This is a genomic window from Mesorhizobium sp. M0768 (genome assembly GCF_040320195.1).
Classification (GTDB): Bacteria; Pseudomonadota; Alphaproteobacteria; order Rhizobiales; family Rhizobiaceae; genus Mesorhizobium.
On the sequence record NZ_JAMYPD010000045.1, the window covers coordinates 1 to 23,755 of the forward strand.

Annotated in this window: 22 protein-coding genes; 13 read left to right on the forward strand and 9 right to left on the reverse strand. The window is 58.5% G+C overall.

Annotation, left to right across the window (positions count from 1 at the left end; translation table 11 throughout):
- Positions 1-908: 908 nt before the first annotated feature.
- Complete coding sequence (locus NKI08_RS31205) at positions 909-1,280, reverse strand: hypothetical protein (protein ID WP_352774875.1); 372 nt, start codon at positions 1,278-1,280, stop codon at positions 909-911.
- A gap of 89 nt (positions 1,281-1,369) precedes the next feature.
- Here NKI08_RS31205 and NKI08_RS31210 point away from each other — a divergent pair, with 89 nt between their 5' ends.
- Positions 1,370-3,055 (forward strand): winged helix-turn-helix domain-containing tetratricopeptide repeat protein, encoded by a 1,686-nt coding sequence (locus tag NKI08_RS31210; RefSeq protein WP_352774877.1) that lies wholly within the window; start codon positions 1,370-1,372, stop codon positions 3,053-3,055.
- A gap of 989 nt (positions 3,056-4,044) precedes the next feature.
- On the opposite strand, the gene NKI08_RS31220 is transcribed toward NKI08_RS31210, so the two are convergent.
- Positions 4,045-4,533 (reverse strand): hypothetical protein, encoded by a 489-nt coding sequence (locus tag NKI08_RS31220; RefSeq protein WP_352774879.1) that lies wholly within the window; start codon positions 4,531-4,533, stop codon positions 4,045-4,047.
- Between the two features lie 212 nt (positions 4,534-4,745).
- On the opposite strand from NKI08_RS31220, the gene NKI08_RS31225 reads away from it, so the two are divergent.
- Positions 4,746-5,138: a hypothetical protein gene (locus NKI08_RS31225; protein WP_352616192.1), complete on the forward strand. Its 393-nt coding sequence runs from the start codon at positions 4,746-4,748 to the stop codon at positions 5,136-5,138.
- Positions 5,139-5,195: 57 nt separating this feature from the next.
- Here the strand turns inward: NKI08_RS31225 and NKI08_RS31230 are convergent, their stop codons facing one another.
- The gene (locus NKI08_RS31230) at positions 5,196-6,737 is read right to left on the reverse strand and encodes a caspase family protein (RefSeq protein ID WP_352774881.1); all 1,542 of its coding nucleotides are present in this window, start codon (positions 6,735-6,737) and stop codon (positions 5,196-5,198) included.
- A 208-nt stretch (positions 6,738-6,945) separates the two neighbouring features.
- On the opposite strand from NKI08_RS31230, the gene NKI08_RS31235 reads away from it, so the two are divergent.
- From NKI08_RS31235 to NKI08_RS31245, 3 genes are all read left to right on the forward strand, one after another.
- Positions 6,946-8,895, forward strand: coding sequence for a CHASE2 domain-containing protein (locus NKI08_RS31235; protein WP_352774883.1), 1,950 nt, complete (start codon positions 6,946-6,948; stop codon positions 8,893-8,895).
- Positions 8,896-8,921: 26 nt separating this feature from the next.
- Entirely contained in the window at positions 8,922-9,680 is a 759-nt protein-coding gene (locus NKI08_RS31240) for a hypothetical protein (RefSeq protein WP_352774884.1), read from the forward strand.
- Between the two features lie 464 nt (positions 9,681-10,144).
- Positions 10,145-10,606: a phasin gene (locus NKI08_RS31245; RefSeq protein WP_352616184.1), complete on the forward strand. Its 462-nt coding sequence runs from the start codon at positions 10,145-10,147 to the stop codon at positions 10,604-10,606.
- Here the strand turns inward: NKI08_RS31245 and NKI08_RS31250 are convergent.
- Positions 10,603-10,920, reverse strand: coding sequence for a hypothetical protein (locus tag NKI08_RS31250; RefSeq protein WP_352774885.1), 318 nt, complete (start codon positions 10,918-10,920; stop codon positions 10,603-10,605). The two genes, NKI08_RS31245 and NKI08_RS31250, sit on opposite strands and share 4 nt — an antisense overlap.
- Positions 10,921-11,270: 350 nt before the next feature.
- Here NKI08_RS31250 and NKI08_RS31255 point away from each other — a divergent pair, with 350 nt between their 5' ends.
- The 5 genes from NKI08_RS31255 (at position 11,271) to NKI08_RS31275 (ending at position 16,328) form a co-directional block, all read left to right on the forward strand.
- A complete protein-coding gene (locus NKI08_RS31255; protein WP_352774886.1) occupies positions 11,271-12,410 on the forward strand; it encodes an FIST N-terminal domain-containing protein in 1,140 nt (379 codons plus the stop codon).
- A 10-nt stretch (positions 12,411-12,420) separates the two neighbouring features.
- Positions 12,421-13,761 carry an ATP-binding response regulator gene (locus tag NKI08_RS31260; protein ID WP_352616179.1) on the forward strand — a complete coding sequence of 447 codons (1,341 nt, stop codon included), beginning with the start codon at positions 12,421-12,423 and terminating at the stop codon, positions 13,759-13,761.
- Between the two features lie 70 nt (positions 13,762-13,831).
- Positions 13,832-14,377, forward strand: coding sequence for a hypothetical protein (locus tag NKI08_RS31265; RefSeq protein ID WP_352774888.1), 546 nt, complete (start codon positions 13,832-13,834; stop codon positions 14,375-14,377).
- Positions 14,378-15,138: 761 nt separating this feature from the next.
- Complete coding sequence (gene rnk, locus NKI08_RS31270) at positions 15,139-15,603, forward strand: nucleoside diphosphate kinase regulator (RefSeq protein ID WP_352774890.1); 465 nt, start codon at positions 15,139-15,141, stop codon at positions 15,601-15,603.
- A 161-nt stretch (positions 15,604-15,764) separates the two neighbouring features.
- Positions 15,765-16,328: a GreA/GreB family elongation factor gene (locus NKI08_RS31275; RefSeq protein WP_352774892.1), complete on the forward strand. Its 564-nt coding sequence runs from the start codon at positions 15,765-15,767 to the stop codon at positions 16,326-16,328.
- A gap of 8 nt (positions 16,329-16,336) precedes the next feature.
- Here NKI08_RS31275 and NKI08_RS31280 read toward each other — a convergent pair whose 3' ends face one another.
- On the reverse strand, positions 16,337-16,882 hold the full coding sequence (locus NKI08_RS31280; protein WP_352774894.1) for a DUF488 domain-containing protein: 546 nt from the start codon (positions 16,880-16,882) through the stop codon (positions 16,337-16,339).
- Between the two features lie 68 nt (positions 16,883-16,950).
- Entirely contained in the window at positions 16,951-17,796 is an 846-nt protein-coding gene (locus tag NKI08_RS31285; protein WP_352774896.1) for a LysR family transcriptional regulator, read from the reverse strand.
- Between the two features lie 130 nt (positions 17,797-17,926).
- Between NKI08_RS31285 and NKI08_RS31290 the strand changes: the two genes are divergently transcribed.
- From NKI08_RS31290 to NKI08_RS31300, 3 genes are all read left to right on the forward strand, one after another.
- Positions 17,927-18,589, forward strand: coding sequence for a 5-formyltetrahydrofolate cyclo-ligase (locus NKI08_RS31290; protein ID WP_352774898.1), 663 nt, complete (start codon positions 17,927-17,929; stop codon positions 18,587-18,589).
- 102 nt (positions 18,590-18,691) lie between these two features.
- The gene (gene ctaD, locus NKI08_RS31295) at positions 18,692-20,287 is read left to right on the forward strand and encodes a cytochrome c oxidase subunit I (RefSeq protein ID WP_352774899.1); all 1,596 of its coding nucleotides are present in this window, start codon (positions 18,692-18,694) and stop codon (positions 20,285-20,287) included.
- Between the two features lie 49 nt (positions 20,288-20,336).
- Positions 20,337-20,957 carry a Tim44/TimA family putative adaptor protein gene (locus tag NKI08_RS31300; RefSeq protein WP_352774901.1) on the forward strand — a complete coding sequence of 207 codons (621 nt, stop codon included), beginning with the start codon at positions 20,337-20,339 and terminating at the stop codon, positions 20,955-20,957.
- Between the two features lie 182 nt (positions 20,958-21,139).
- Here NKI08_RS31300 and NKI08_RS31305 read toward each other — a convergent pair whose 3' ends face one another.
- From NKI08_RS31305 to NKI08_RS31315, 3 genes are all read right to left on the reverse strand, one after another.
- Positions 21,140-21,268 carry a hypothetical protein gene (locus tag NKI08_RS31305; protein WP_352566357.1) on the reverse strand — a complete coding sequence of 43 codons (129 nt, stop codon included), beginning with the start codon at positions 21,266-21,268 and terminating at the stop codon, positions 21,140-21,142.
- 432 nt (positions 21,269-21,700) lie between these two features.
- Entirely contained in the window at positions 21,701-21,997 is a 297-nt protein-coding gene (locus tag NKI08_RS31310) for a hypothetical protein (protein ID WP_352616161.1), read from the reverse strand.
- A gap of 79 nt (positions 21,998-22,076) precedes the next feature.
- Positions 22,077-23,612, reverse strand: coding sequence for an FAD-dependent oxidoreductase (locus tag NKI08_RS31315; RefSeq protein ID WP_352774904.1), 1,536 nt, complete (start codon positions 23,610-23,612; stop codon positions 22,077-22,079).
- Between the last annotated feature and the right edge of the window lie 143 nt (positions 23,613-23,755).

A 23,755-nucleotide genomic window follows, 5' to 3' on the forward strand; every position in this document is an offset into this window, starting at 1 on the left:
GGCGGCTTCATGTCGACCGCGAAGACGACCGTGCTCCCGGCAAACGACACCTCAATACAAATTTGGGCTTGCATTTCGGTCCGCGATTAGACGACTGAGACACACTACCGGGATAGAACCGGGTAGACAGCATGCCGAAACGGAACGCAAGAACGGGTGCATAAGATGACGCGTCAGCACCTTTTTGTTAGCTAATGCTAATAACAGGCGTATAGTTGCATTAACATGTGGCCGAAGCGGCAATCGGAAAAGGGAATGGCGCGGCGCCAAGCCCCTGCCGCGGTCGTCCTTGCGGCCCTTTCGTCGCTAGGATTCTTGGTTCCCTCGAGCGCACATGATGCCCGTCCGGATGGAGCTATCCGCCGGCCTGCTGTCACGGCGACGCCGAACATGGCGAGTGTCAGCGAATCCCAAACGGCGCGGTTCATGTTCGTCCCGGTGGCTGGGTTGTGATCCTGAGGCCCGGGGGTCATCGGAAGATCACGCGGCAACAGCGATATTTCATCCCATATGGTGATGAGATTCCGTCGCAGGACGGCGACTATCATATATGCCTCCATCCGACCCAAGAGCATGAGAACTGTTTTCTTGTCCCGCCGGACTCGATATGATCCGGGAGCCAGCGCTAGCTGCGGCTGAGATGCGGATAGCGCCGCGCCGCAGTGCCGCCCGACGGCTTCGATGATGCGTGTAAGCGAAAATCCAAATTTCCCGAATCTTGCGGATCTTCGCTGGGGTGCCGCCTCAGTTCGTACCAAACATGCGCGCCACCCCGCGAAACGTCGCCTTTGACGCGCAGCAAATATTCGCTCGCACAGATCGGCGGAACAGGCCCGATCTCGACACCTTGGTCCCGGCAGGAGTGGTGCCATCCTTCGGCCGAGCGTGAACAGCCAGGCCTTGCAAAATCATGGTTCTGATGCGTTGTCGCAGTAATGGAAGGTGGCGAGATAGCCGGGGAGTACACGCATGAACTCCTGTTGATGGGTCCAAGCTCTGCACTCCGCCATGGAGGTCATGGGTTTCACGTCGGGGAGCCTGATTAGCTCCCCCTGGTTGGTCAGAAGGATTGTGACAGCGATGGCGGTGAACATGGCCCGGTTATCCATCGACTTAAGGCTGGCGACACAATAACCGCCGGGGTTGGGACGGACGTCGTCTGAGGCAACCTTGTTGACATGGTCAGGACCACAGAATCTCGCGATGCGGGGATCCGGTTTTGCAGCCGTTTGCGCTGCCAAAAGAAGAGCGAGAGCGATGATGAGCTTGGTGCGATTCAATGTCGTCCTCCGTTTCATCCGGTGCTGCTGGGATCGCTTGGAGGCGAAGGCCGAATGGGCTAAACTAGGAAGCGCGCCAGGAAGGTGAAATGTCCCGAACGGCCCCTGAAATTGACCTGAAATCTGCTGAAACGATCACGTTTCGCGGTTTTGCCTTCCTGACGAAAAGCAAAGAACTCCGAACCGTCGAAGGCAAAGCGGTCAATCTTCGCAGCCAGTCCGCCGAGGTGCTCTCGGTGCTCGCGGCGCGACCGGGCGAAATCGTGTCCAAGGATGCGCTGATGCAGGCGGTTTGGCCCGAGACCTTCGTGACCGACGACAGCCTCACTCAATGCATTGCCGATATTCGCCGCGCATTGAGGGACGACGCGCACGTGATCGTGGAAACCCTCCCAAAGAGAGGCTACCGGCTGAATGCCAATCCGTCGGACGCGGCGGACGCAAACGCCGCAGCCGACACGGAACGTGCCAAGACACGATTCTCGCAGCGCGGCTTCATTCTTGCTGCAATCGTTCTCGCTCCGGCAGCGATCGGCGCATACTACGGCGCGGAAATATGGCGAGCCGCTCGAGTTCCTTCGAGCGACATGCCGAGGATTGCGATCCTTCCCTTCGACGACTTCAGTACCGGCGCGGATAAGGGATATCTCAGCGATGCCGTCGCCGAGGGGATCATCACCGAGCTTTCGCGGAGCAAGACTTATGCCGTCATCGCCCGAAACTCGAGCTTCAGGTACCGCGACCAGCCGGTCGACACCAGGAAGATCGGAGATGAACTCGGCGTCGACTACCTGCTCGAAGGCAGCCAGCAGAAGGTCGGAGACCGGCTGAAAGTGACCGCCCAGTTGCTGAATGCGCATGACGGATCGCATGTCTGGGCCAACACCTACAACCGGGAGATTGGCAATTTTTTCGTCGTCCAGGAGGAAATCATCCGCACGCTTGCGGATCGGGTCGGGCAGAGAATCCAGCGCCCGCTGCCAAGGAGTGACGCCGCGCAGGTCAGCGCGCTCCGCTACTACCTGATGGGAAGGGCCGAGTTGATGGGAAGGGCCGAGATCAATTTCTCTGCCGCGGGGAACGATCTGCTAAGGCAGTTCAGCCTCAAGGCGATCGAAGCGGATCCGAACGCCCAGTTCGGCTATATCGGGATGGCCTGGTCCTATCGCAATGACGCGGTATTCTGGCACAAGCAGGAAAATAACCCCGACGAGGCGTTGAAGCGGGCTGCCGAATACGCCGACAAGGCTATTCTACTCGCTCCCGACGATTCCGAGGCGCATAACATCCGCGCCAGCATCCACACCGAAGCCGGCGAGATGGAGCAGGCCCTTGCCCGGTACGATCAGGCGATCGCCCTGAACCCCAGCGACTCGAATATCCTCGTCATGAGTGCAGGCGTGCTGCTGAACGTTGGCCGCACGGACGAAGCGATTGATCGGATCGAGCAGGCCAAGGGCATCGATCCCTTCCACCCCGACTGGTTCCACTGGCAGATGGGCTGGGCGCTCTACGAAAAGAACGATTGCGGGGCTGCGCTGACGGCGATGCGGAAAATGTCTAGAATCCCGAGCGGCGCACAGCGCATGCTTGCCGGGATCCACGCTTGTCTGGGAAACAAGCGGGAAGCAAAGCAAGCACTTGCGGTTTTCCTCAAAGACTCGCCCGGCGACTCCATCAGCAAACAACGCAGGCAATGGGAGAAAAACTACCTCGCCCCCGGGGCCCTCGATCGCTGGATCGGACACATGCGGTTCGCGGGGTTGCCGGAGTGAACGGCTGTCCGGTTGTGGCCCGGCAGAAGTCCGATTGGCCGCATAAAAACCGTTGAAGCCTTTGTGTTGTGGACGGTGGTTGCCCTCAAAGCAAGATCATCCTTCATAGGAATATTGGGTGCGGGAAAGTCGGCAATGGGGCCGACTTGCGCCATAGTGCGCTCGCACCCCAACTTCTGCGACGGGCCCGATGGCTGCCGTTCATCGGCGATGCCTCGAACTTCCGCAGATGGCGCATTTGGTCCTTATCGGCTGCCGCAGAGCCAATCGCTCTCGAGTGCAGGCACTCCAGTGGAGTCCAGACGTTGGATGGGACCCTCGACCTCTACAAAAGCACACTGAGCTTCCAGTCGGGCTACGAAGCGATCGCTTCGGCGAGAAGTCGTCGTTCTCAATCGGGCGACGGGGGATACATCGGCGAAGACGGCATAAGGGAGGATGCGCCAGACCGAGCCGACGGAATGGTCGTGCCAAGGCCTTGGAGCGCATAGCGCCTGGCCGGGAGGCCGCCGCCAGTCAGACTTACGCAGCGCGTCGTTGAGCGAGGTGGAGACCCGAACGGGCTCGACGAGGGTCCACGGCGGTCACAATGTTGTGGTGGTGATCGCAGTAGACGCGATCCGGCGAAGTTGGCCCAGCACAAAAACGATAACCACCGGGTACTGACGGGTCTTCGCTCACCGGGAAGCGGCATTGATAGAGGCCTAGCTGAATGAGGGGGACATCTCTCGAAGTTAGTCTGATATTTTCAGGCATGATGGTTTCCTAGTTCGTAGCAATTGCCGGGTGACGGCCGCAGTGCGACCCGTCAGGGGCGAGCTTCTCTCGTTTGGGAGGCTATGGATCACCATATGGTGTTGGCAGCACCGTCAATGAAGCCCGACGCCCTGCTTCTGAAGCCAATAGTTTGCGACTTAAGGCCACACCCGCAAACGCATTGGCAATCTACCATCTTGTCCCCGAGGCACCCGCCCGCCGCGGTTTGCCGGCTAATTCGTGCCGTGTTCGCTGGAGGTATCACTCCTCTCTGAATCCTGCAGTGAGGCGTGGCGAAATCCGAACTCGCCCCGTAGATGCTTGACGTGGGCTTTCAGCCCGGCCTGACCCATGGTCGCCGGCCGCTTTTTGCCCTTCGGCGGTGGCCCGGCGTGCTCTTGGACACGCTTCCACAGCCGTTCGCGCATCTCCTGGTTCAAGGTGATGAAAGCCGAACCGGCATATTTTCCGGTACCGGGCTTCGCCAGCAAGGCGAATGCCGCCTTGCCCGGCTCGCGCTCGACGCCCAATAGTTCGTATTCCTGGACTGTGAAGCTCTTCGTCTTCAGCCAATTCGTCGTCGGGCCGCTTCGATACGGGCTGTCGGCGCGCTTCGAGACGATGCCCTCAAGGCCCGCTTGGTCGGCAACATACGCGGCGGCAAGTGCAAAGAGGCTCGCAATCCAAACACCACGCATCACACGCTCGGGCGGTCTGCGCATTGTAAACACCGAGAACGCGTTGGCTTAAGCGCAAATCCTAGGGAACATGCTAGAATGTGCGGCTTCGCTCAACTTGAGCAAATGTCCCCAACGACATCTAGGACGCGCTGATTTCCGCTTCTTGAAAGCTTGTTATCATGATAATTTTCAGTCTCCTCGCTTAAGAATATATAGACATGTCAGTCAAACCGGCGGGGGATGGGGAGGATAGGATGAAACTGTTATCGCTTGTTGTCGCAGCTACGTTTTCACTTGCTATGTCCGCTTGGGCCGAGGATCTACCAAGTAGCGCGAAGAAAGCATCGATGGAAGAATTTAAGACTTTTGCTGATGGGAAAAAGGTAAATGTAATTATATACGACGCTGGAGCCGCCATAACTGCCACTCTTGTCTGGAACTGGAAGAAAAAACAGATCATTGGTGAAGCTTTGGTGAACAACAAAACTAAGATAAAGGTCAAAGTTCCATTGACTTTAGACGGCGACAAGGCCTGTTCACAAGACCAAGGTAAACCAGTTTGTCATCTTATCTACATTGACAACGACAAATTTTACGAGGTACGCGACGACGGCAAAGTCCACGCGACTTCAACGTTGGTTCAATGAGACGGACCACGTCCGAATGGTTTGGTCGGCGTTTGCACGGACCCGCAAATGCCGGCCCTATTCAGTACGCTTGTCAAGTCTTACGACACCTGCACACTCGCCTCCGACTCGAGAAAACTCACCGCTGCCTTTCGCACCTTGAAGCCTGCCGATGATATGGTTTTGCCTTGGCGCACCATCGTCATCGACGAAACTTAAATAGATGTCGAATGCCCCGTCGGCGGTGATTGTTCCGGCCAAAGGCACCATCGCTGAAATTTCCGTTCCATCGATAAAGATTGTCGTTGACTGTTCAGTGTAATCGCAGGCGGAATTACCTGCGCGCCGCGTCAGTGCCCACGCGCCATCAAAAGCCTTTACCTTGATCGGAGCGCAGACACGTTCTGGGATATTCTTGATTGCGCGCAACACCTCTTTCGTCGGCTCCAGGCTGGCAAGCTTCAATCCCCGCTGCTCGGCAAAGGCTTGAAGAGCTTTCCGACTTCCCGGTCCCCATTTGCCGTCTGCCTGTCCGACAAGGCAGCCGACTCGCGTTAGCTCTGTTTGCGTTGCCTTTGTCAACGCGCGCGGATCAGCCAAAGCTTGCGTCACATCTAAATCAGGATGAGCTTCTGCAACCGCCAGGCCCGCGATGGAAATCGAGGGGGCTTTGCCACGATCTTTTGCTGCCTGTTCGATCTCGTCGATCTTCAAGCTGGCTAACGCCGCAAAGGCGCCGCTTGGATACTGTCTGAGATAGGCCTCAAAGAAGCGCTTGTCCGTTTTTTCCTTGATGGTCTCCCAATAGGCTACTTCTACGTCCCCTCCTTTCGCACCCGCCGTGACAGCGGTGTTTCCGGACAACGGTTGCAAAATGACGTCGCCCGTCAGCGAGGAGTTGTCCCATGGCACTTGCTTGCCGTCGGTTGCTTCAAGCACATCCCTACGGACGTTGATGAGGTCGCGGGAGATGTCCTGGCCAGGCGTACCAAGATTCTTCAGCAGCGCAGATGTGAACGGCGAGTTCCTTCCCTCGCCGTCCAGCGCAACGTTCCCGGGCTGCGTTGCAAAGGCTATGAGCGATCCAACGCCCGTGCCTAGCTTTGCCAAGCCCCGACCGACCGACCCTGATCGCGTACCCATCGAGCGCCCAAGGTTCTGTGAGAAAGGACTGTCCCGGCAAGCATCCAGAAATACCAGGTTGACCTTCGTGGTTCGCTCCATGGCCGACAAGACGAGGTCCATGGGCACGGCTTCGAAGTCGAGGTCGTTATATGTGGATAGCCGCGCATCAACGGGAGCCATGTAGTTGGTGCCGTTCACCTGGACGCCATGGCCGGCATAGAAGAGAAGCGCCATGTCGGCACCATCCAGCTTGCCGATGAAATCTCGAACCGTGCCGCGCATCCCGCTCAGATCGAGGTCCTCGCCTGCAACCACCTCAAAGCCCAACGCCTGCAGTTTTGCGGTCATATCCACCGCATCATTTTTTGGATTGGAAAGTGGAACCGCGTATCTATAGGCAGAATTACCGATGACCAGCGCGACGCGCCGTTCTGCCCACGCTTGGGCGCTCAGCGAAACTAGAAGAAGCGCAATGGCGAAGCGAAGCGCCATCATGGCTGATATCCTTAGTCTCAGCTCATGCAGCGGATTCACCAGTCGATGGACAGGATAAAACCGGAGCAGTCTTGCGAGACTGAGCCCGGTGCTTCGCAGTGTCAAGTCCAGCGGATCTAGCGAAGGGCCCACCGCTAGCCCACAGTTCGTCAGCGGTCTATGCTGTGTAGATTCACGCCGATAGACACCGAAACGAATTGCACGCAGCTTGGCCGTCTTCACGCCGATCGGAATGGTTCAAAAAGGGCGCCTTCTCGCCTCGCTCGGATTCTTTTTCATTCTGGGCGCCTGCATTGCCACATTCTCTCCCTCAGGCGAGAAACTGCTGCGCGACGTCTTGATGACGACCATCTCGCCCTTCGTCGCGCCCCCGACAGACATCGTGATCGTAACGATCACAGAGCAGACATTGGAAAGGTTTCCCTATAGATCGCCGCTGGATCGGGGTGCCTTGGCCGACCTCGTGCAGAGAATCGATAAGGCTCATCCGAGAACAATAGGCATCGACTTGCTTTTCGATCAGCCAACCGAGGCGGAAAAGGATCGGCGCCTAGCTGAGGTTATCGAGGCGGCCGAAAGTCCGGTAATTGTCGCATCTGCATCACACGGGGACGACCTTACCGACAAGCAACTGTCGTATCTTAGTCGCTTCGCGCCAAGCGCCATCCGCGGACTGGCCGCCCTGTCTCATGATAGGGTCGACGGGGTTGTGCGGGAAGAATTTCCCGGGCGCGTGGTGAATGGCAACTGGCAACCTAGCTTTGCATCAGCGCTTGCGCAGACCGCCGGCATATCGGCATCGCAAGCTGCGGAGAAGATGGTCTACTATCGGTCTACAGGCATTCATCCGGCACGATGGACAATATATCCGGCACACGCCGCCGCTTTCGCGCCCCCGGCCTGGTTCGCCGGGAAGTTCGTTTTGATCGGCGTTGACCTCCCGCTGCAGGATCGTCATGCAACCCCCTTTGCCGTGCTGAACGGCTCTGTTGCCGGAGCGCTGCCGGGTGTCGTTATTCATGCCAATGCGCTGGCGAGATTGATCAAGGGCGACAAAATCATTACGCCAGAGGCGGTGGCGGCGTTTGGGCCCTTCGTTCTCGCGACGGCGCTCTGCATCTGGGTCGCTTGGCTCCGCATATCAGTGTTGGTGAAACCTGTGGTCATCATCGGCGCAGTCGTTTCGGTTTTGATCTTAGAAGCAACCGCGTTTGCCAAGGCCGGAATTCTGTTACCTATGGTCGCGCCGTCGATGCTGCTGCTAGGGCTCTCCGGATTCGTCGCAATTCTGGCATGGCACCGGGACTCGAAAGAAAGGCGTTTCGTCCAGAACGCGTTCTCTCAGTATCTCAGCCCGGCAGTCGTGGCAGAGCTAGTCAGCAAGCCGGCGTCACTGCGCCTCGGCGGATCCGAACGCTTGATAACGTGCGTGTTCACCGACCTTGAGGGATTCACCAGTTTGGGCGAACGGACGGAACCAGAGGTATTTGCTACGGTTCTGAATGAATACCTCGAGGCGGTTTGTGGTCTCTTCATTGAACATGGCGCCACGATAGACAAACTAATAGGCGATGCAGTCATTGGTTTTTTTGGCGCACCGGGTGTGCAGGAGGACCAAGCCGAAAGGGCCCTAAAACTAACGCTTGCTACCGTCGCGATGTCTCGAAGATTTCGGACAGATCTAAAGTCTAGAGGCCATGACGTTGGCGTCACTCGTATCGGCGTCCATCGAGGACCTGCAGTTGTCGGAAATTTTGGGGGCAATCGATTCTTCAACTACACGGCCATGGGCGATACGGTGAACACCGCTGCCAGGCTCGAAGGCGCGAACAAGTTTCTAGGTACCGTGAACTGCATCAGCGAGGAGGTGGCGAACTCTTCCGATGACTACCTGCTTCGGCCGTCCGGTGTGTTGTGTCTGAAAGGCAAGACTGAGTGGATCTCAGCCTTCGAGTTGCTGGAAGACGGGCGTATGAATCGCGAGATGGTGGAGGCTTACTCGCAAGCTTACTTGCTGATGTCCGCGCGCGACAAGACTGCCGCTGCTGCCTTTGCATCGCTGGCCATTCAATATCCCAACGATGGCCTCGTTGCTTATCACCTTGGGAGACTGAAGCAGGGTGAGGCTGGCGATAGGATCTATCTTGAAGGCAAGTAAAACAAGCGCATGGTTGAATGTGCGTCATGTATCGGCAACCCAAAATCATTTTCCTACTGGCTGCGGCCATCGCAGCAGTTGGTTCCTGCTCGAGCGCTCTTGCGGCCAGCGAGTATGTCGTTGTCGCTGTCGATCCTCCCGCGGACAGCCCTCAGCTCGGCAAACTGTTCAGACTGGGCGACCTCGTGCATATCGAGGGTGGATCGACTGTCACTTTGATGGGTGACGATGGCTCGGTCACTGCGTTGCCGGGACCTGCGGATATTGTGGTGACCGACGACGCATCAGATTCTGGATCAACGTCTAACGGGGCGGCAGGCGCTTCTTCGAGTTTGACTGCGATTTCGGATCTATTGGGGAATGCCGCTGGTCAGCTCCAAACCATAGGTGGATCTCGTGGCGTTTCCGACACGACGGCCGCCACCTTGGAACCTTGGATGGTGCCGGTCGAAAATGGTCTGACAGGCTGCGTTTATGACCTCAAACTGGAGCTTTGGCGCCCACCGGGGCACAGGGCGGATGTTTCGGTTGCCTATAATGAAGAGTCGCTGGCGACAAGCTTGGTCTGGGACAAGGATACCCCAATTTTGGCAATTCCCGGAAACGTGCCACCGGATCTTCGATCCGTTGGGTTGGTGATCGACGATAAGTCGTTTCGAATGCCTATCGTGCATTTGCCCACCGGCTTCAGCCCGTCGGATCATGTGGGACTGTATGCCTGGATGATAGGAAGCGGTTGTCTTCTTCAGGCATCCGCACTGATCCGGAACTTGGCTAACCGATAGACCACCAGGGGTGGTCACTTCACGGCGCACTGGAAGCGGTAGAGGCGCGCCTTCGCGTCAACCACCGCCATATCGAGGCAACTTCTCGATGGCGCGCTAAGGAAAGCGATCGCCTTGTGCCCAGCGGGTACGCCGACTGAAAGTTTGCGGCGCACGAATTTAACGCTTTCGTTGACGTAGACTTGGACGGTTGCCGAATAGCGGCTGAAGTAGATACGCAGGTGGCAAAACGTCGTGCTCTGTTGCGAGGCTATGCTGGATCAGGGATCAGGTGATCCGTCCAGAAGAGTTCTTCGTGCAGAACCGGCGATCTCGAGATGCCACCGACCCTCCGCATGCCCCCTCGGAACGCTGGAAGAGGGATGGTGCGTCGCACAAAAATATTGCAATGCACTATAAATGCCGTAACGTCAGTTTCGTAAATGAACGAGACGGCTTTTGTGAAAGGCCGTCCACCGGAAAGGATGGAAACTATGGCCAAGACCGCTGACACCGTTGAAAATACCTCATTCCCCACCTTCGACGCGTCGAAGGCTGCCGACCAGGTCCGCGCTGTCGCCGAAAAGGGCGTCGAGCAGTCGAAAGAAGCCTATGCGAAATTTGCGTCAGGCACCGAGACGACCCAGAAGGCTCTGCAGTCGAGCTTCGAAACCGCCAAGACCGTCGGCAACGAGTTGTCGCTGAAGACAATTGCTGCTCTGCGCGCCAATGCCGAAGCCGGCTTCTCGCACCTCGAAGCCCTGGTTGCCGTGAAGTCGCCGTCCGAGTTCATCGAACTGCAGACTGCCTTCTTGCGCACGCAGCTCGAAAAGACCGTCGAGCAGGCCAAGGAATTTCAGGCCGTGACGACCAAGGCTGCCGAAGATGTATCGAGGCCGATCAAGGATGTCGTTGAAAAGGCGATGAAAGATCTCAAAGTCGCCTAATTGAGTCTAAGCGATCGGAAATAACCGCGAAACAACACCTTCTCCAGCCGGTCTTTTTCCTTTTGGCTGGATGCTCTTTGGTGCCTGCGTTGCCATGGCGGTGCGGGCATGGCTCTCTCGGCTGCGATCATCCGCACAATCTGACGGCGGCGAGCGACGAGCCCGGCCAGGGCCTCGGCTTCGGTGCCGCGCAACGGGCACTTGCCGCTTGCTCGACCCAACGAAGGCAGCGTTACAGCAGCATCGGTGGTGTCGGTCCTGGCCCGCTTGCCGAGCGCATTGGCGTAGGCTGTCATCTGCCCCGGATTGACCACGACAACCGCCAGGCTAGACTAACACCCTGTCCAAAGCGGCAACGGCTAAGCGCGATATCCTGCCCCATTCTTGGCACGTCGAGCCTTGACATTCGCCTGCGGCAAATTCAGCTGGGCCTTCGTTGCACGGATGGCGGTGCGACGCGGCCTTTCGTCTGTGAGCGGCAGCGCGGACGCCGTCAAACGGCAGAAACTTCAAATCCATCATGTTGGCTCATTGCCAAAGCGCCGCTTCAAGACAACAATGACCTCGACGCCGGCGCGCCAGACGCGCACAAAAAGAGCGTTGGAGGAAATGGAGGAGGAAGCCGCTGGCCAAGTCACGGACGCGCTATGCATGCGGCGTTTCGGTGCTCACCACCGACGAATCTGACGCGGATGCGTTCGCCCGGGCGGTGGCAGCGGAAGCAGCGGCCATTGACGCCGGGTTTGCCCTCCTGTTTTTCTCGCAGAGCCTCATAGAGGCCGTCGCCCTGTCGGAAGCGCTGAAGACCCACGCACCGGCGCTCCACTATGCCGGCTGCTCGACAGCCGGTGAGATAACGCCCAAGGGGCTGGAGGAAGGCCAGATCCTGGCTATGCTGCTTCCCTCCGGATCGTTTTCGGCAGCCAGCACCATGGTCGAAAATCTGTCCTCATCGGGCATGGACGGGATTACCGGCGAAGTCGAGGCGCTGAGGCGTTCGTTACACGAGCGCCTCGGGCACGAGCGGGCCGACACCACTTTCGCGCTCTGCTTGATCGACGGCCTGTCTTATGCCGAAGAAGCGGTGACCTCCGCCATCCATTGGGGGCTCGACGACATCCCACTGATCGGTGGGTCGGCTGGCGATGATTTGAAATTCGAGACAACACGGCTGATCTCGAACGGCAAAGTGACCTCCGACAGCGCCATCATCGTGCTGGTCACCACGGAAATTCCTTTCCACGTGTTCAAGACCGACAATTTCGTTCCCACCGACGAGAAGCTGGTGGTGACGGCATCCGATCCCGACCATCGCATCGTGCGCGAATTCAACGCCACCATTGCCGCCGAGGAATATGCCGCCTCGGTCGGCGTTGTCGCGCAGATGCTGACGCCATTGAGTTTTGCCTCGCATCCGGTGGTGGTGAAAGTCGGCGGCGAATTTTACTGCCGTTCAATCCAGAAGATGCACGCGGACGGCTCGCTGTCGTTCTTCTGCGCCATCGACGATGGTGTCGTGCTTGCCGTCGCCCAGCCTAAGGACATGGTCGAGGCGACCCGCGCCGCGCTCAGCGACGTCAGCGAAAGGCTTGGCGGCATTGACCTGATCCTCGGTTTCGACTGCGTGCTGCGCCGGCTCGACGCGCGCAATCGGCAGGTCTATCGCGAGATTTCGGAACTCTACAAGGTCAACAACGTCCTCGGCTTCGGCACCTATGGCGAACAGTACCGTTCGATGCATCTGAACCAGACCTTCACCGGCATCGCCTTCGGTGAACGCAATGCGGCCGAAGCGGCGGAGTAGGAAATCCGGGATGCCGCTCAGGAACATCGACGACCTGGAAAGGCTGAAGAAGATCAACGCCGCGCTGATCAGCCGCGTCGAGCGTTCCATGGACCAGCAAGGCAATGCCTTTTCGCTGTTCCAGACCGCCATTTCGCTTGAGAGCCGGGTGCGCAGCCGCACCGAAGAGCTGCATTCGACCTTGCGCCGGCTGGAGCAGTCGAACATCGACTTGAACGCAGCCAAGGAAAACGCCGAGCTGGCGAACCTGTCCAAGACCAGGTTCCTGGCGGCCGCCAGCCATGACGTGCTGCAGCCGCTGAACGCCGCGCATCTGTCGGTCTCGGCGCTTGCTGAAGTACAGACCAGCGAGGAAGGCAGAAAGCTGGTCCGCCAGGTCGAGCGATCGCTGGAGACGATGGAGGACCTGCTCCGCACCTTGCTCGACATTTCCAAGCTCGATGCCGGCGTCGTGCAGCCCGACATCACCGATGTCAGCCTGGAGACGCTGTTTTCGTCTCTGCGCTCGGATTTTCAGCCGGTCGCGGAGATGAAGGGGCTGACGCTGAAGTTCCGGCCGGTCGATGCGCTCGTTCGTTCGGACCGAACCTTGCTGCGCCGCATCCTGCAGAACATCCTGTCCAATGCACTGCGCTATACCCGCTCGGGCGGCGTGTTGGTCGGCACCAGGCATCGCGGCGACACGATCCGCATCGACGTCGCCGATACCGGCTGCGGCATCCCCGACGACCAGCGCGAGGCGGTGTTCGAGGAATTCCATCGCGGCGTGATCCCGACGGATGCCGGGCTTGCCGCCGGCGGGCTGGGGTTGGGGCTGGCCATCGTGCGCCGCATCGCCGCGGCCCTCGGCCATCCCGTCACGTTTTCGTCGAAGGTCGGACATGGCACGATTTTCCATATCGACGTTCCGGTCGGGATCGGCGACACGGCCGATCCAATCGCCAGCACCGTCGACATGGAGCGGCCGCGCGGCTACGGTCTGTTCGGCACAAGGGTGCTGCTGGTCGAGAACGACATCGACGTGCTGCAGGCGATGACCTCCCTGCTCGAGCGCTGGCAATGCCTGGTGCGCCCCGCCACCTCGACCGGTGACGCGCTCGACATGCTTGGCGATACGGACTGGTTGCCAGATATTGTCATAGCCGACCAGCATCTCGACGGCGGCGACCTCGGCACCACCACAATCGCCAAAGTCCGTGATTGTCTCGGCCGCGCGGTGCCGGCGCTGATCGTCACCGCCGATGGTTCGGAGACAATCGCCAACGCCGCCCGCGCCGCCGGCATCGAACTGATGCGCAAACCGTTGAAGCCAGCGCAACTGAGGGCGTTGCTGGCACATCTGCTGGCTTGAACTGGCCGTATCTTCCCAGCACACGGATCAGCGTATTCCAGCCGTTACTTGTGCCTAGGCGATAATTCATATGAAGCAGATTCTCTTCTTCGCGCTAAAGGATGATCTTCTTCCCGTATTGGAAGCAGTAGAACTTGAAATTTCGGTAAAATACATCTTCATGGGTCATTTTCCCAAGATGGAATTCGACTCTTTTAGCAATAGAATGCAAATTCCAACTCTTGGGCAATCCACCACAGGATCGGCTTCCAGCGGTCGATCATTTCTTGTCACCGGCCACGCTGTGCCCATTGAGGTGAGGCCGATAAAAACACCTTTCGGCATCCGGTATTCGTTAGATCAGCTTGGCAATCCGGACACAGTAACTTTTTCGCCTGGTGGGCGATTGGCTGAAGATGTTGTGATAAATGGCCGCGTGGCTACGGTCTCCGACACGCCGCTCGCTCAGGACCTAATGACGACTTTTAATAGAGCATTCAAAAAGCAATTTAGTAAAACTAAAGCATTCTACGTTGGACCCGGGGCCGCCATTTTACTAGACGAGGGAAAGCGGCTAACTGCTGCAGAGCAATCGCCGCGTGAATTTGATCTGACTAGAGAGGCGCGGGTTGCTTAGCTGGTGTCAGGAACGTGAGAGCCGTCGCTAGTCCGATTGCGGTGACACGAGTGCGGTCGACTAGGGTGGACAGTGCGCTTTTAGCGAGCCCGAGCGCCGGTGTCATCGACAGCCAGACGCCGTTCCATAGACTCAAGGTTTTCGGGCTCGATGAATTCACGGCCACAGCGCGTGGCTCGACAATCCAGAATTCGCATTGGCTGGACAATGCAAACAAGGGAGGTGGCCGTCATGACGGTTATCTGGGACGCGCTAACTGAGGAGGAGCAAACGGCACTCAAGCGAATGAACCGCGGGCCTTACCCATCTCTATCAAAGGCGTTGGCCGAACGCCTTGTCTTCCTCGGATTGGCGGAAGAAAGACCGAGCGGGACCGGGATAAACAGGGCCGGAAGAGAGCTGGTGATAACTACGCTGCTTGGTGCTCGCCCTGACCAACTTAGGGTTTGATGCCCACCAAGGTGCACCGAGGTGGCTGGCTTGACTTCCCGGATTGCTTCACCAACTATGGTCTTATGAACGCCGCAGTCAAAATTCATCGCGATTTTCTTTTCCGGGTTTGCCCCATAGCGGGAATGTAGCCCCCGGCTCAGTTGCCATACGCCCTGAGCCGAGGGGCGGTGCATTGACCAACATGGGATGATCCCGCAGGGCCGCGAGCCTCTGGGGCATCGGCGTTTTCAGCAAGTTTTTTTCACGAATTGACTCAGTTCCGGCACCCTTGGTGGGCGGCTGGTCCGGGCAGAAGCACGAGTATTCAAATGCAAGACAACACGAAAACCCGGCGCAAGCCGAACATCCGCATCTCGCAGTCGGATCATGCGCGTCTATCGGCGCTTGCGAGGACTGTGGCTGTACGAAATCCGGAGGCTTCCGATGAACTGCTCGCCGAACTCGAGCGGGCGCGTATCGTCGCCCATGGTTCGGTCTCCGCTGACACCGTCCAGATGGGTTCGTCGGTGACGTTCAAGCCCGATACGGGCGACGCGAAAACAGTTACGCTGGTTTTTCCCGGCGATGCGGATATCTCCGAAAACAAGGTTTCAATCCTCACGCCGATCGGCACGGCGCTGATCGGACTCTCGACCGGGCAATCGATTACGTGGACCGCACGCGACGGGCGCCGGCACGAGCTTTGCGTGCTTGCCGTGAGCCAGCCCGCTCTGCAAGGCGAGACAGCCGATCGGCGCGCACCAGCGTCTTCGACGATTGTGGCGGGCATCTAGGTATGGGCGTTTCCATCCGTCTCCTCAATCATGCAGGCAGCCTGATCGCGGGAGTCTGACCCCTGCGCCGGCCTATCCAGGTCCGGCACAGGGGTAGCTTTCCACACCCGATCAATCGCTTGATGCCGTATCCCGTTTCACGGGCCGGCTGGAGACGCACCATGCCCACTATCGATAGCTGCCAACTGACCACCAAGGACTACACCATTCTTGAGGTGATGCGGGAACGCCGTCCGGCCCGCAGCGAAATCCTCTCGACTATCCTCGACCGGAAGATTTCGGGCGCGGTTGTAATGTTTCGGGATGACATTCCCGCAACCGTTGTGACGCTCAGCAGCCGCGTGGCTTATCGGGTGAACGACGGCCCTGCCGAGATCCGCATCGTCGCACATGACGAGATGCGCGGTCTGGTTGGCATGCTTTTGCCGATCACCAATCCGCGCGGCCTTGCGCTGCTCGGTCTGGCCGAAGGCCAGTCCATGTCCATTCCGACTGCAGACGGCGGCCTTGAAACGCTGACCGTCCAAGAAGTGGTTTATCAGCCGGAAGCCGCAAGGCGCGAAAGATTGAAGCTGGCAGAGGGTCTAGAGCCGGGCTCGTCGCGACTGGACGGACCGGTTCTCCGCGTCGTCCATCGTTTGGAGGAACTGCAGGACGAAGCGGAGAACAAAGTCGTGGCGGCCTTCAACTCCGGCTTCAACGACCCTGGTCCATCGGCCGCCTGAGATCTCGACTATTCCGAAGGCTGTGCAGGCGGGTAGACAAGCGTTCCGTCGTCCCGTGCCTTCACGCCGTCGGTGAGTTTCGCCGGCTCGACCTTGTCATGGCCCATCAGATGAAAAACGGACTCGCCGCGGCTGATCAGGTAGTCCGCGACGATCCTTCTATGACAGCGCCACCAGAGCGTTTCCGAGCACATGATGGCGCACCGCCGCTGCCTGCCGAGGGCCACGAGCCGATCCAAGCCGCCAAGAAACTCCGCCGACAGCGCGTAGTCGGCGTAGTTGTGAAAACTCTGGTTGATCCAGAATGCGTTGAGCGTCGGCGGAACGTCGTGTGCCTTGCCGCGCAGTCCGCCAAGCTCGGCGATGTATTCATATCCGACCCCGAACGCTGCCAGGCTTTCCGTAAGCATCTCGCTGTTGAATTGCGGGTTCGCCCGCGATCGTCGAACGGTCCTGATATCGACCACCAAGGCGATGTCTCCGACCCGCAGCAGGGCGACGAATCCGGCAATCGACCGGGTCGAGTGACCGATGGTGTGGAACGGATAAGGCATGTTCGGTCAATCCGTGGCGATCCATCCTTCCAGGCACGCGAACCGTGGCTTCACGCTTGGAGGTACGATCATTTCACAACTTGCTTCAATCCACGTAGCGCCTCCCGCACGTCGGCTCGCGCCTCGCTTGCTTCCGGATAGACGGCATAGGCCGGATAGGTGAATTCCGGCGCGCCTTCCACGACCTCCAGCTGCCCCGCCTCGACATGGGGAGCTGCGGCGCCCCTGCGAAAATAACCCATTCCGCCGGCGCGCAGAATGTAGCTCAGTCCAAGCGGCCCAAGGCCGACCATCAATCCCGGCTCGCCGAAGGCAGAAGAACTGGCATCATGCTGGGCTGCAAACAGCGGCCCCCAGTCGACATAGACATAGTCCTTGGAGCCGACCGGTCCCCCCTCTCTGTCCGTGGTCCGAACCAGAACGAGCTGCTCTTCGACGAGAAGCTCTACCCTGAAACCCGGTAGCAGCTTCGGCGCATAGAGCACCGCAATGTCCAGAACTCCAGTCCTCAGTTGCTCGAGGAGCTGGTCCGGCACGCCGACTTGGGCTTGGATGGCGATTTCCGGCCTGGCCTTCTTCATCCAGACCAGCCAGTCGAGCAGCAGTGGGTTCCATAAGCTGAGCTCTCCGCCCAAGGCAACGACGCTTGTCCGTCCCGATGGGATGGCGAGCTGGTGCCGTGCCCGTTCCCAGATTTCCACGAATGACTGGGCGAACCGCTCGAACTCCCGGCCCGCCGGCGTCAGCTGCGCGCCATTGCGGTTGCGGATAAAGAGCTGACGTCCGAGCTCTTCCTCCAGCGTGCGTATCCGCGCGCTTACCGTGGTCTGGGTGACGTGGAGCCGGTCGGCGGCTTTCAGAAAGCTGCCGGAATGAACGATTTCCAAAAACGTGCGAGCGCGGTCGATGTCCATTCTGGCTTTCGGTTCAGTGCAATATTTTTGCATCAATACAGCATTTAATTCCATTTGCCTTCCTATTTTACGCAGCGCACCGTCGATGAGGGCGAGATAGTTTCCACTGCAACGGTCAATGGAGCGCGCAATGTCTGATCAGGAAGATATTTCCTTGGAAACGCGAGAGTACGCCTCTCCTCCGTGCTTCATGCACAAACTTGTTCCAGGATACGGCATCGAGTCGGTTGTGCAGGAAGCCTGGCCGGATGTCTGTCGATGGCGCAAGGCGGAACGCAAACGTCTGATCGATGAGCGTCTTGCGGTCGACGCCGACGAACGCAATGCGAGGTCTTTGCGTATCGCTTCCGCTCTCGATCTGGCTGTTGGCCGGGTGAGTGGGCGGATCGTCAGCGGCTATTGGCCATTCCGCGGTGAGCCGGATCTACGCAACTGGGCGATAAAGGTGATCGAGCGCGGCGGGCGGATTGCGCTTCCGGTCGTCATCAAGAAAGGCTGGCCGCTGGAGTTTCGTGTCTGGGGACCGGGAGACCCTCTGGAACGCGGCATCTGGAACATTCTTGTCCCGTCACACGGTCCTTCGGTCCAACCAGATGTGGTCATCGCGCCCGTTGTCGGTTTCGACCAGGCCAACTATCGCTTGGGTTATGGCGGCGGCTTCTTCGACCGAACCCTGGCAGCCGCGCCGAAGCGGCCTCTCGTCATCGGCGTCGGCTACACCGGCAGCAGGATCCCGACCATCTATCCGCAGCCGCACGACATTCCGATGGATGTGATCGTCACCGATGAATGAGTAAGTGCAGGCAAGGCCTGATCCCCTTGTGACGGCCGATTGCAGATGCCGTCCATCGTTGAGTCGTCTTGCCTGCCAACAGTGAAGAGCAGGAAGCACATCATGTCTAATCCAGCCACGGCCTTGGACGATCACAAGCCCCGGTTTGTCGTCAGGTGGCTGTTCTCCACCAACCACAAGGATATCGGGACCCTTTACCTGCTGTTCTCGATCATGGCCGGGGTTTTCGGCACAGCGCTTTCCGTGTTGATCCGCATGGAGTTGCAGGAGCCGGGCCTGCAGATATTTGGCGATCCGGGGGTCTACAACGTCGTCGTCAGTGCCCACGGGCTGGTCATGATCTTTTTCGTCCTCATGCCGGCACTGATTGGTGGCTTCGGCAACTGGATGGTGCCGATCATGATTGGCGCCCCCGATATGGCCTTTCCGCGCTTGAACAACATCTCATTCTGGCTGCTGGTGATGTCATTCATCCTCTTCATCACCTCAATGTTCGTTCCAGGAGCGCCCGGCACGCTTGGCCATGGCGGCGGCTGGACGCTCTACCCGCCCTTGTCGACTGATGGCCAGCCAGGCCCCGCGGTCGACCTCGTCATTCTTTCGATCCACCTTTCGGGTGCCTCCTCAATCCTTGGCGCTATCAACTTCATCACCACCATCTTCAATATGCGCGCGCCTGGCATGACGATGCACAAGATGCCTTTGTTCGCCTGGTCGATGCTTGTTACTGCCTTCATGCTTCTAATGTCGCTGCCGGTGCTCGCCGGCGCCATCACCATGCTTTTGACCGATCGCAATTTCGGGACGACCTTCTTCGCGCCCTCCGGCGGCGGTGATCCGATCCTCTACCAGCATCTGTTCTGGTTCTTCGGCCATCCCGAAGTCTACATCATGATCGTTCCCGGCTTCGGCATCATCAGCCATGTCATCTCGACCTTCGCCAGAAAGCCGATCTTCGGCTATCTCGGCATGGCCTACGCGATGGTGGCGATCGCCGCGATCGGCTTCGTCGTGTGGGCGCATCATATGTATACGACTGGCCTGTCCGTGGACACCCAGCGTTACTTCGCCTTCGCCTCGATGGTCATCGCCGTTCCAACCGGCGTAAAGGTGTTTTCGTGGCTGGCGACCATGTGGGGAGGATCGATAGAGTTCAAGACACCGATGCTGTGGGCTCTCGGTTTCGTGCTGCTGTTCACCATCGGGGGCGTCACCGGCATCATGGTTGCAAACCCTGGTATCGACCGCGTGTATCACGACACCTATTTTGTGGTCGCTCATTTTCATTATGTGCTGTCTTTGGGCGCGGTCTTCGCCATCTTCGCCGGCTTCTACTACTGGTTTCCGAAGATGACCGGCTACATGTACAACGAAACCATGGGCAAGCTGCATTTCTGGGTGATGTTCATTGGCGTCAACCTGGCCTTTTTCCCGCAGCATTTTCTCGGCATGGCCGGCATGCCGCGACGCTATGCCGACTACCCCGACGCTTTCGCCGGCTGGAATTTTGTCTCGTCGATCGGGTCCTACATTTCAACGGCCGGCCTTATCGTCTTCTTCATCACGGTAGCGGAAGCCTTCAGCCGCAAACGCCAGGCTGGCGCCAATCCATGGGGCGAAGGGGCGACCACCCTCGAATGGCTGCTGCCGTCGCCGCCACCCTTCCACCAATGGGAAAAGCTGCCGCGCATTCTCTAACACTCGCCTCCAGTTCCAAATCGGCGTCTGTTATTGTCGGGAGAACGTCATGAACGAGACCACAGATCCAAACAACCAGATCCTGCTCGTAACAATCGTCGCGTTCTATTGGGCACTACTGGGATGTTGGGACCAACTGCTGCCGCGCTCGGGCGAAGACAAGACCAGGCGGGGCGACGCCGTCACTGAGCAAGGAAGCGACGTTGCCGATTATAGTTCATCGGCGGGCCAGCCCGTCGATGTGATCCGGGACATCGATCCCAATTTTGACCTGGCGGCGTTTCTGGCCGGCGCCAGAACGGCTTATAAAGTTATCCTGCAGGCCTACGCGCATGGCGACATCCAAACGTTGAAACGCCTTGTCGGGCCGGAAGTGCTTCAGACCTTCGAACGAACGATTGCCGGGCGCCGGGATCGGGAAGAGACGCTGCAGCTGACCCTCATCGGCATGAGTGAAGCAAAAGTCATCGACGCTCTTGGGGAGAATGGGACCGTAGAGATCGCCGTTCGCTTCGTTTCCGAGGTGGTCAGTGTCACCTGTTCAGCCAACGACTCGGTCGCCGCTGGCGATCCCACGCTGATTGTTGAGGTGACCGATACGTGGACGTTCGCACGCGAAACCCAGTCAACGAAGCGCGACTGGATGTTGATCGCCACCGAGGGCGACTAACGCAATCAATTCGAGATGACACGGTTCAGTCGGCCATTTTCAAGCAGCGAGCGGGTAGCGCTGCCGGAAATCTGCTAGAATGCAAAAGTCGATTCTAAATATACCAGCACCGAGCACAGCCTAAGGCATTGCAAACGCGCCTCTTCTCGCGCAATCCGCAAGGCTAGCTGCTTCGTGGGCCACTACATCTCAATCAGGACGTAGGCGACACCAAAGACAATGCTCATCAGAACACCAAACCATGCCCACCCCTTCAATGCGGCGCGTACGTCCTCAGGCTCAGCGCCTTTCTGGTTGTCGTAGTCGTCCATAATCAGATCCAGGTTTGTAGATGGGTACTTCGTACAAAATCAATAAAGGGTGGCAAACCCCAATCCTGCTCGCAAAGCGTTCGCGCGGGGGTCGTGCTCTTATCTTTCGTCGAGAACGGCAACGGCCGTTTACATCGCATCTTGTAATTTGACGCGGACATTGCAAAACCACACTTGCAGACGCACAAGCTAGACAAGCTCGAGAATTTCTCGCACAAGGTCCGTCTGGTCTGTTGATTATGCTGGAACATCTATCCAGCCTGAGACGTCCTCGCCCGTGCCTAGATCGCATCGAGTTATAGCAGACGTGCCGTGGCGAAAAGCGGCTTCCCAACGCGGCAAGCCGAAGGCCTGCTCTGCAAATATTCAAAAAGTCATGACGATCATTGTAGCAGGAGTTCGCCGGCCGGTGTGGTCGCAAAGGTTCCTTCCCTACTCGAACATGATCCGAGCGGCGCCTCTTTTGGCAAGCAACATTCTCCGAGCTTCCTGGATCCGCTCAGCCTGTTGTTTGGTATATGGACCCATCGGCCGGGTCTTTTCATCGCCGCGACGAACACGGCAATACCAGCGGCCGCTGTCCGAGAAGATTTCAACCAGGGTCGGTGGATCGTTAGCCGCCTGCTTGGCGACCTGGTCGACGAATTTCACGATCTTTGAATAACGCTGGACGGGCGCAAACGTGTCCAAGCCACTGGTGATACCTAGTTCCTGCTGCACTGTGGACATAGTCGAACTCCTTTCAGTCACAACCAACATTCCGCTTCGCCATTCTGAACCTGAATGCGCGTTTGTTCGGAAGCCGAAGCTAGCTTGCCATTTGGCGCTCCATTTCCACCTCGGCCTCCAGACTTTCAACGTCGCGGAAGATCGAGGCGACAGCCAGAGTGCGCCCTTCTCGTTTGAAGCGGAGCAAGCAATCTTTGGCGGCAATGTCACCGTCCACCGCGATCTCGTCCCATTGCCCGGCATGGCCGACATAGTTGATGGGAACATCGTAGTGCTGGCTCCAAAAGAACGGCACCGCGACGAATTTCTCGCGATGGCCGAGCATGTTGAGCGCCGCTGTCTGCCCCTGCCTCTCTGCAACCACCCAATGCTCGACCCGAATGTTCTCGCCACTGTGAGGATCTGGCCACCTCGCAATGTCGCCGGCGGCGAATATCCCTGGTGCGCTCGTCTCCAGAAGCGCGTTCACAACGACACCGCGATCGAGGCTAAGCCCCGCCTTTTCGGCGAGCCCGATCCGCGGTCGCACGCCGATGCCGGCCACGACGAAGTCGGCTGTCAATGTCTTGCCGCTGTTGAGTTTCACCGTCCTGCCGTCAATGCTGCTCGCGGTGTCCTCGAGATGGAAAACAATGCCGTTCTCCTCATGGAGGGCGCGGATGAAGTCGCCCATTTGCGGGCCCAGGACCCGGTCCATAGGTCGCTTGTCTGGCGCCACGACATGAACGTCGATGCCGCGCGAGCGCAAGGCCGCTGCAACTTCCAGGCCAATGAAACTGGCGCCAAGCACGACGGCGCCTCGCGCAGTCGTGGCTCGCTCGATGATCGCCTTGGAATCTGCGAACGAGCGCAGCGTGTGTACGTGTGGCTGGTCGGCGCCGGGTATGGTCAGGCGCATCGGTTCGGCCCCGGTTGCAAGGAGTAGCCTGTCGTAAGGAATCCTGCCTTCATCCGCGAGGACAACCTCGCGGGAATGCAGGTCGAGGCGAACGGCCTTCGTATCGAGACGGAGGTCGATGTTGTTTTTTGAATAGAACTTCCCCCCGCGGAGCGGAATCCAATCTTCCGGTGCCTTTCCGGCGAGGTAGTCCTTGGAGAGGTTCGGCCGGTCGACGGGGGGTGCTTTGTCATCGCTGATCATGACGATTCTGCCCTGGTACTGCTCGCGCCGCAGTGTTTCGGCCGCAGTAAAACCAGCCGCGCCGCCACCGACAATGACGATTTTCTCGGGGGCCTGGCCAGCGCTTCCGTCGCGCGGCTTCGGTGCCGTCCGTTTGAGTTTCTCGCCGACAAATATCCGGCCATCTCGCTGTTGCACCGACCAGCACGCGAGTGGATTGAAGGCAGGCCCTCGCAAGGCCTCGCCCGTACGCAAATCGAAGCACGCGTGATGCCAAGGACAGCGGACGGTATCCTCCACCACAAGACCATCGACAAGGGGCCCGCCGTAATGCGTGCAAGTCGCCCCGACCGCGAAGACCTCGGTCCCGCGGCGTACCAGTAGCACCTGCTCATCGCGGCAATAGCCGACTAGCTTGCCGCCATCTAGAAGGTCCGAGAACGCGATGCCCTGGATCAGATCCGGCCCGATCAATTTACTATAGGTTTCAGCCATTTTCTTCTCCTTGGCGATTTTATACAAAATCGCCCCTAGGGGAGCGGTGCTAGGCTCATCAGCCTGTGAGCGCACAAAGCCAGCGCGTCTTCGAATTCTCGATTTCGCTTCCGGGTAACGTCCGACCAAAGCGGAACCGGCTC

What these genes read in the sequence shown, in the direction of transcription:
- NKI08_RS31245 (WP_352616184.1), top strand. Translation starts at nt 10,145, where the DNA reads ATGGAAACTATGGCCAAGACCGCTGACACCGTTGAAAATACCTCATTC.
- NKI08_RS31220 (WP_352774879.1), bottom strand. Translation starts at nt 4,533, where the DNA reads ATGCGCAGACCGCCCGAGCGTGTGATGCGTGGTGTTTGGATTGCGAGC.
- NKI08_RS31240 (WP_352774884.1), top strand. Translation starts at nt 8,922, where the DNA reads ATGTATCGGCAACCCAAAATCATTTTCCTACTGGCTGCGGCCATCGCA.
- NKI08_RS31305 (WP_352566357.1), bottom strand. Translation starts at nt 21,268, where the DNA reads ATGGACGACTACGACAACCAGAAAGGCGCTGAGCCTGAGGACGTACGC.
- NKI08_RS31290 (WP_352774898.1), top strand. Translation starts at nt 17,927, where the DNA reads ATGTCTGATCAGGAAGATATTTCCTTGGAAACGCGAGAGTACGCCTCT.
- NKI08_RS31275 (WP_352774892.1), top strand. Translation starts at nt 15,765, where the DNA reads ATGCCCACTATCGATAGCTGCCAACTGACCACCAAGGACTACACCATT.
- NKI08_RS31225 (WP_352616192.1), top strand. Translation starts at nt 4,746, where the DNA reads ATGAAACTGTTATCGCTTGTTGTCGCAGCTACGTTTTCACTTGCTATG.
- NKI08_RS31310 (WP_352616161.1), bottom strand. Translation starts at nt 21,997, where the DNA reads ATGTCCACAGTGCAGCAGGAACTAGGTATCACCAGTGGCTTGGACACG.
- NKI08_RS31285 (WP_352774896.1), bottom strand. Translation starts at nt 17,796, where the DNA reads ATGGACATCGACCGCGCTCGCACGTTTTTGGAAATCGTTCATTCCGGC.
- NKI08_RS31300 (WP_352774901.1), top strand. Translation starts at nt 20,337, where the DNA reads ATGAACGAGACCACAGATCCAAACAACCAGATCCTGCTCGTAACAATC.
- NKI08_RS31210 (WP_352774877.1), top strand. Translation starts at nt 1,370, where the DNA reads ATGTCCCGAACGGCCCCTGAAATTGACCTGAAATCTGCTGAAACGATC.
- NKI08_RS31260 (WP_352616179.1), top strand. Translation starts at nt 12,421, where the DNA reads ATGCCGCTCAGGAACATCGACGACCTGGAAAGGCTGAAGAAGATCAAC.
- rnk (WP_352774890.1), top strand. Translation starts at nt 15,139, where the DNA reads ATGCAAGACAACACGAAAACCCGGCGCAAGCCGAACATCCGCATCTCG.
- NKI08_RS31280 (WP_352774894.1), bottom strand. Translation starts at nt 16,882, where the DNA reads ATGCCTTATCCGTTCCACACCATCGGTCACTCGACCCGGTCGATTGCC.
- ctaD (WP_352774899.1), top strand. Translation starts at nt 18,692, where the DNA reads ATGTCTAATCCAGCCACGGCCTTGGACGATCACAAGCCCCGGTTTGTC.
- NKI08_RS31315 (WP_352774904.1), bottom strand. Translation starts at nt 23,612, where the DNA reads ATGGCTGAAACCTATAGTAAATTGATCGGGCCGGATCTGATCCAGGGC.
- NKI08_RS31230 (WP_352774881.1), bottom strand. Translation starts at nt 6,737, where the DNA reads ATGATGGCGCTTCGCTTCGCCATTGCGCTTCTTCTAGTTTCGCTGAGC.
- NKI08_RS31265 (WP_352774888.1), top strand. Translation starts at nt 13,832, where the DNA reads ATGAAGCAGATTCTCTTCTTCGCGCTAAAGGATGATCTTCTTCCCGTA.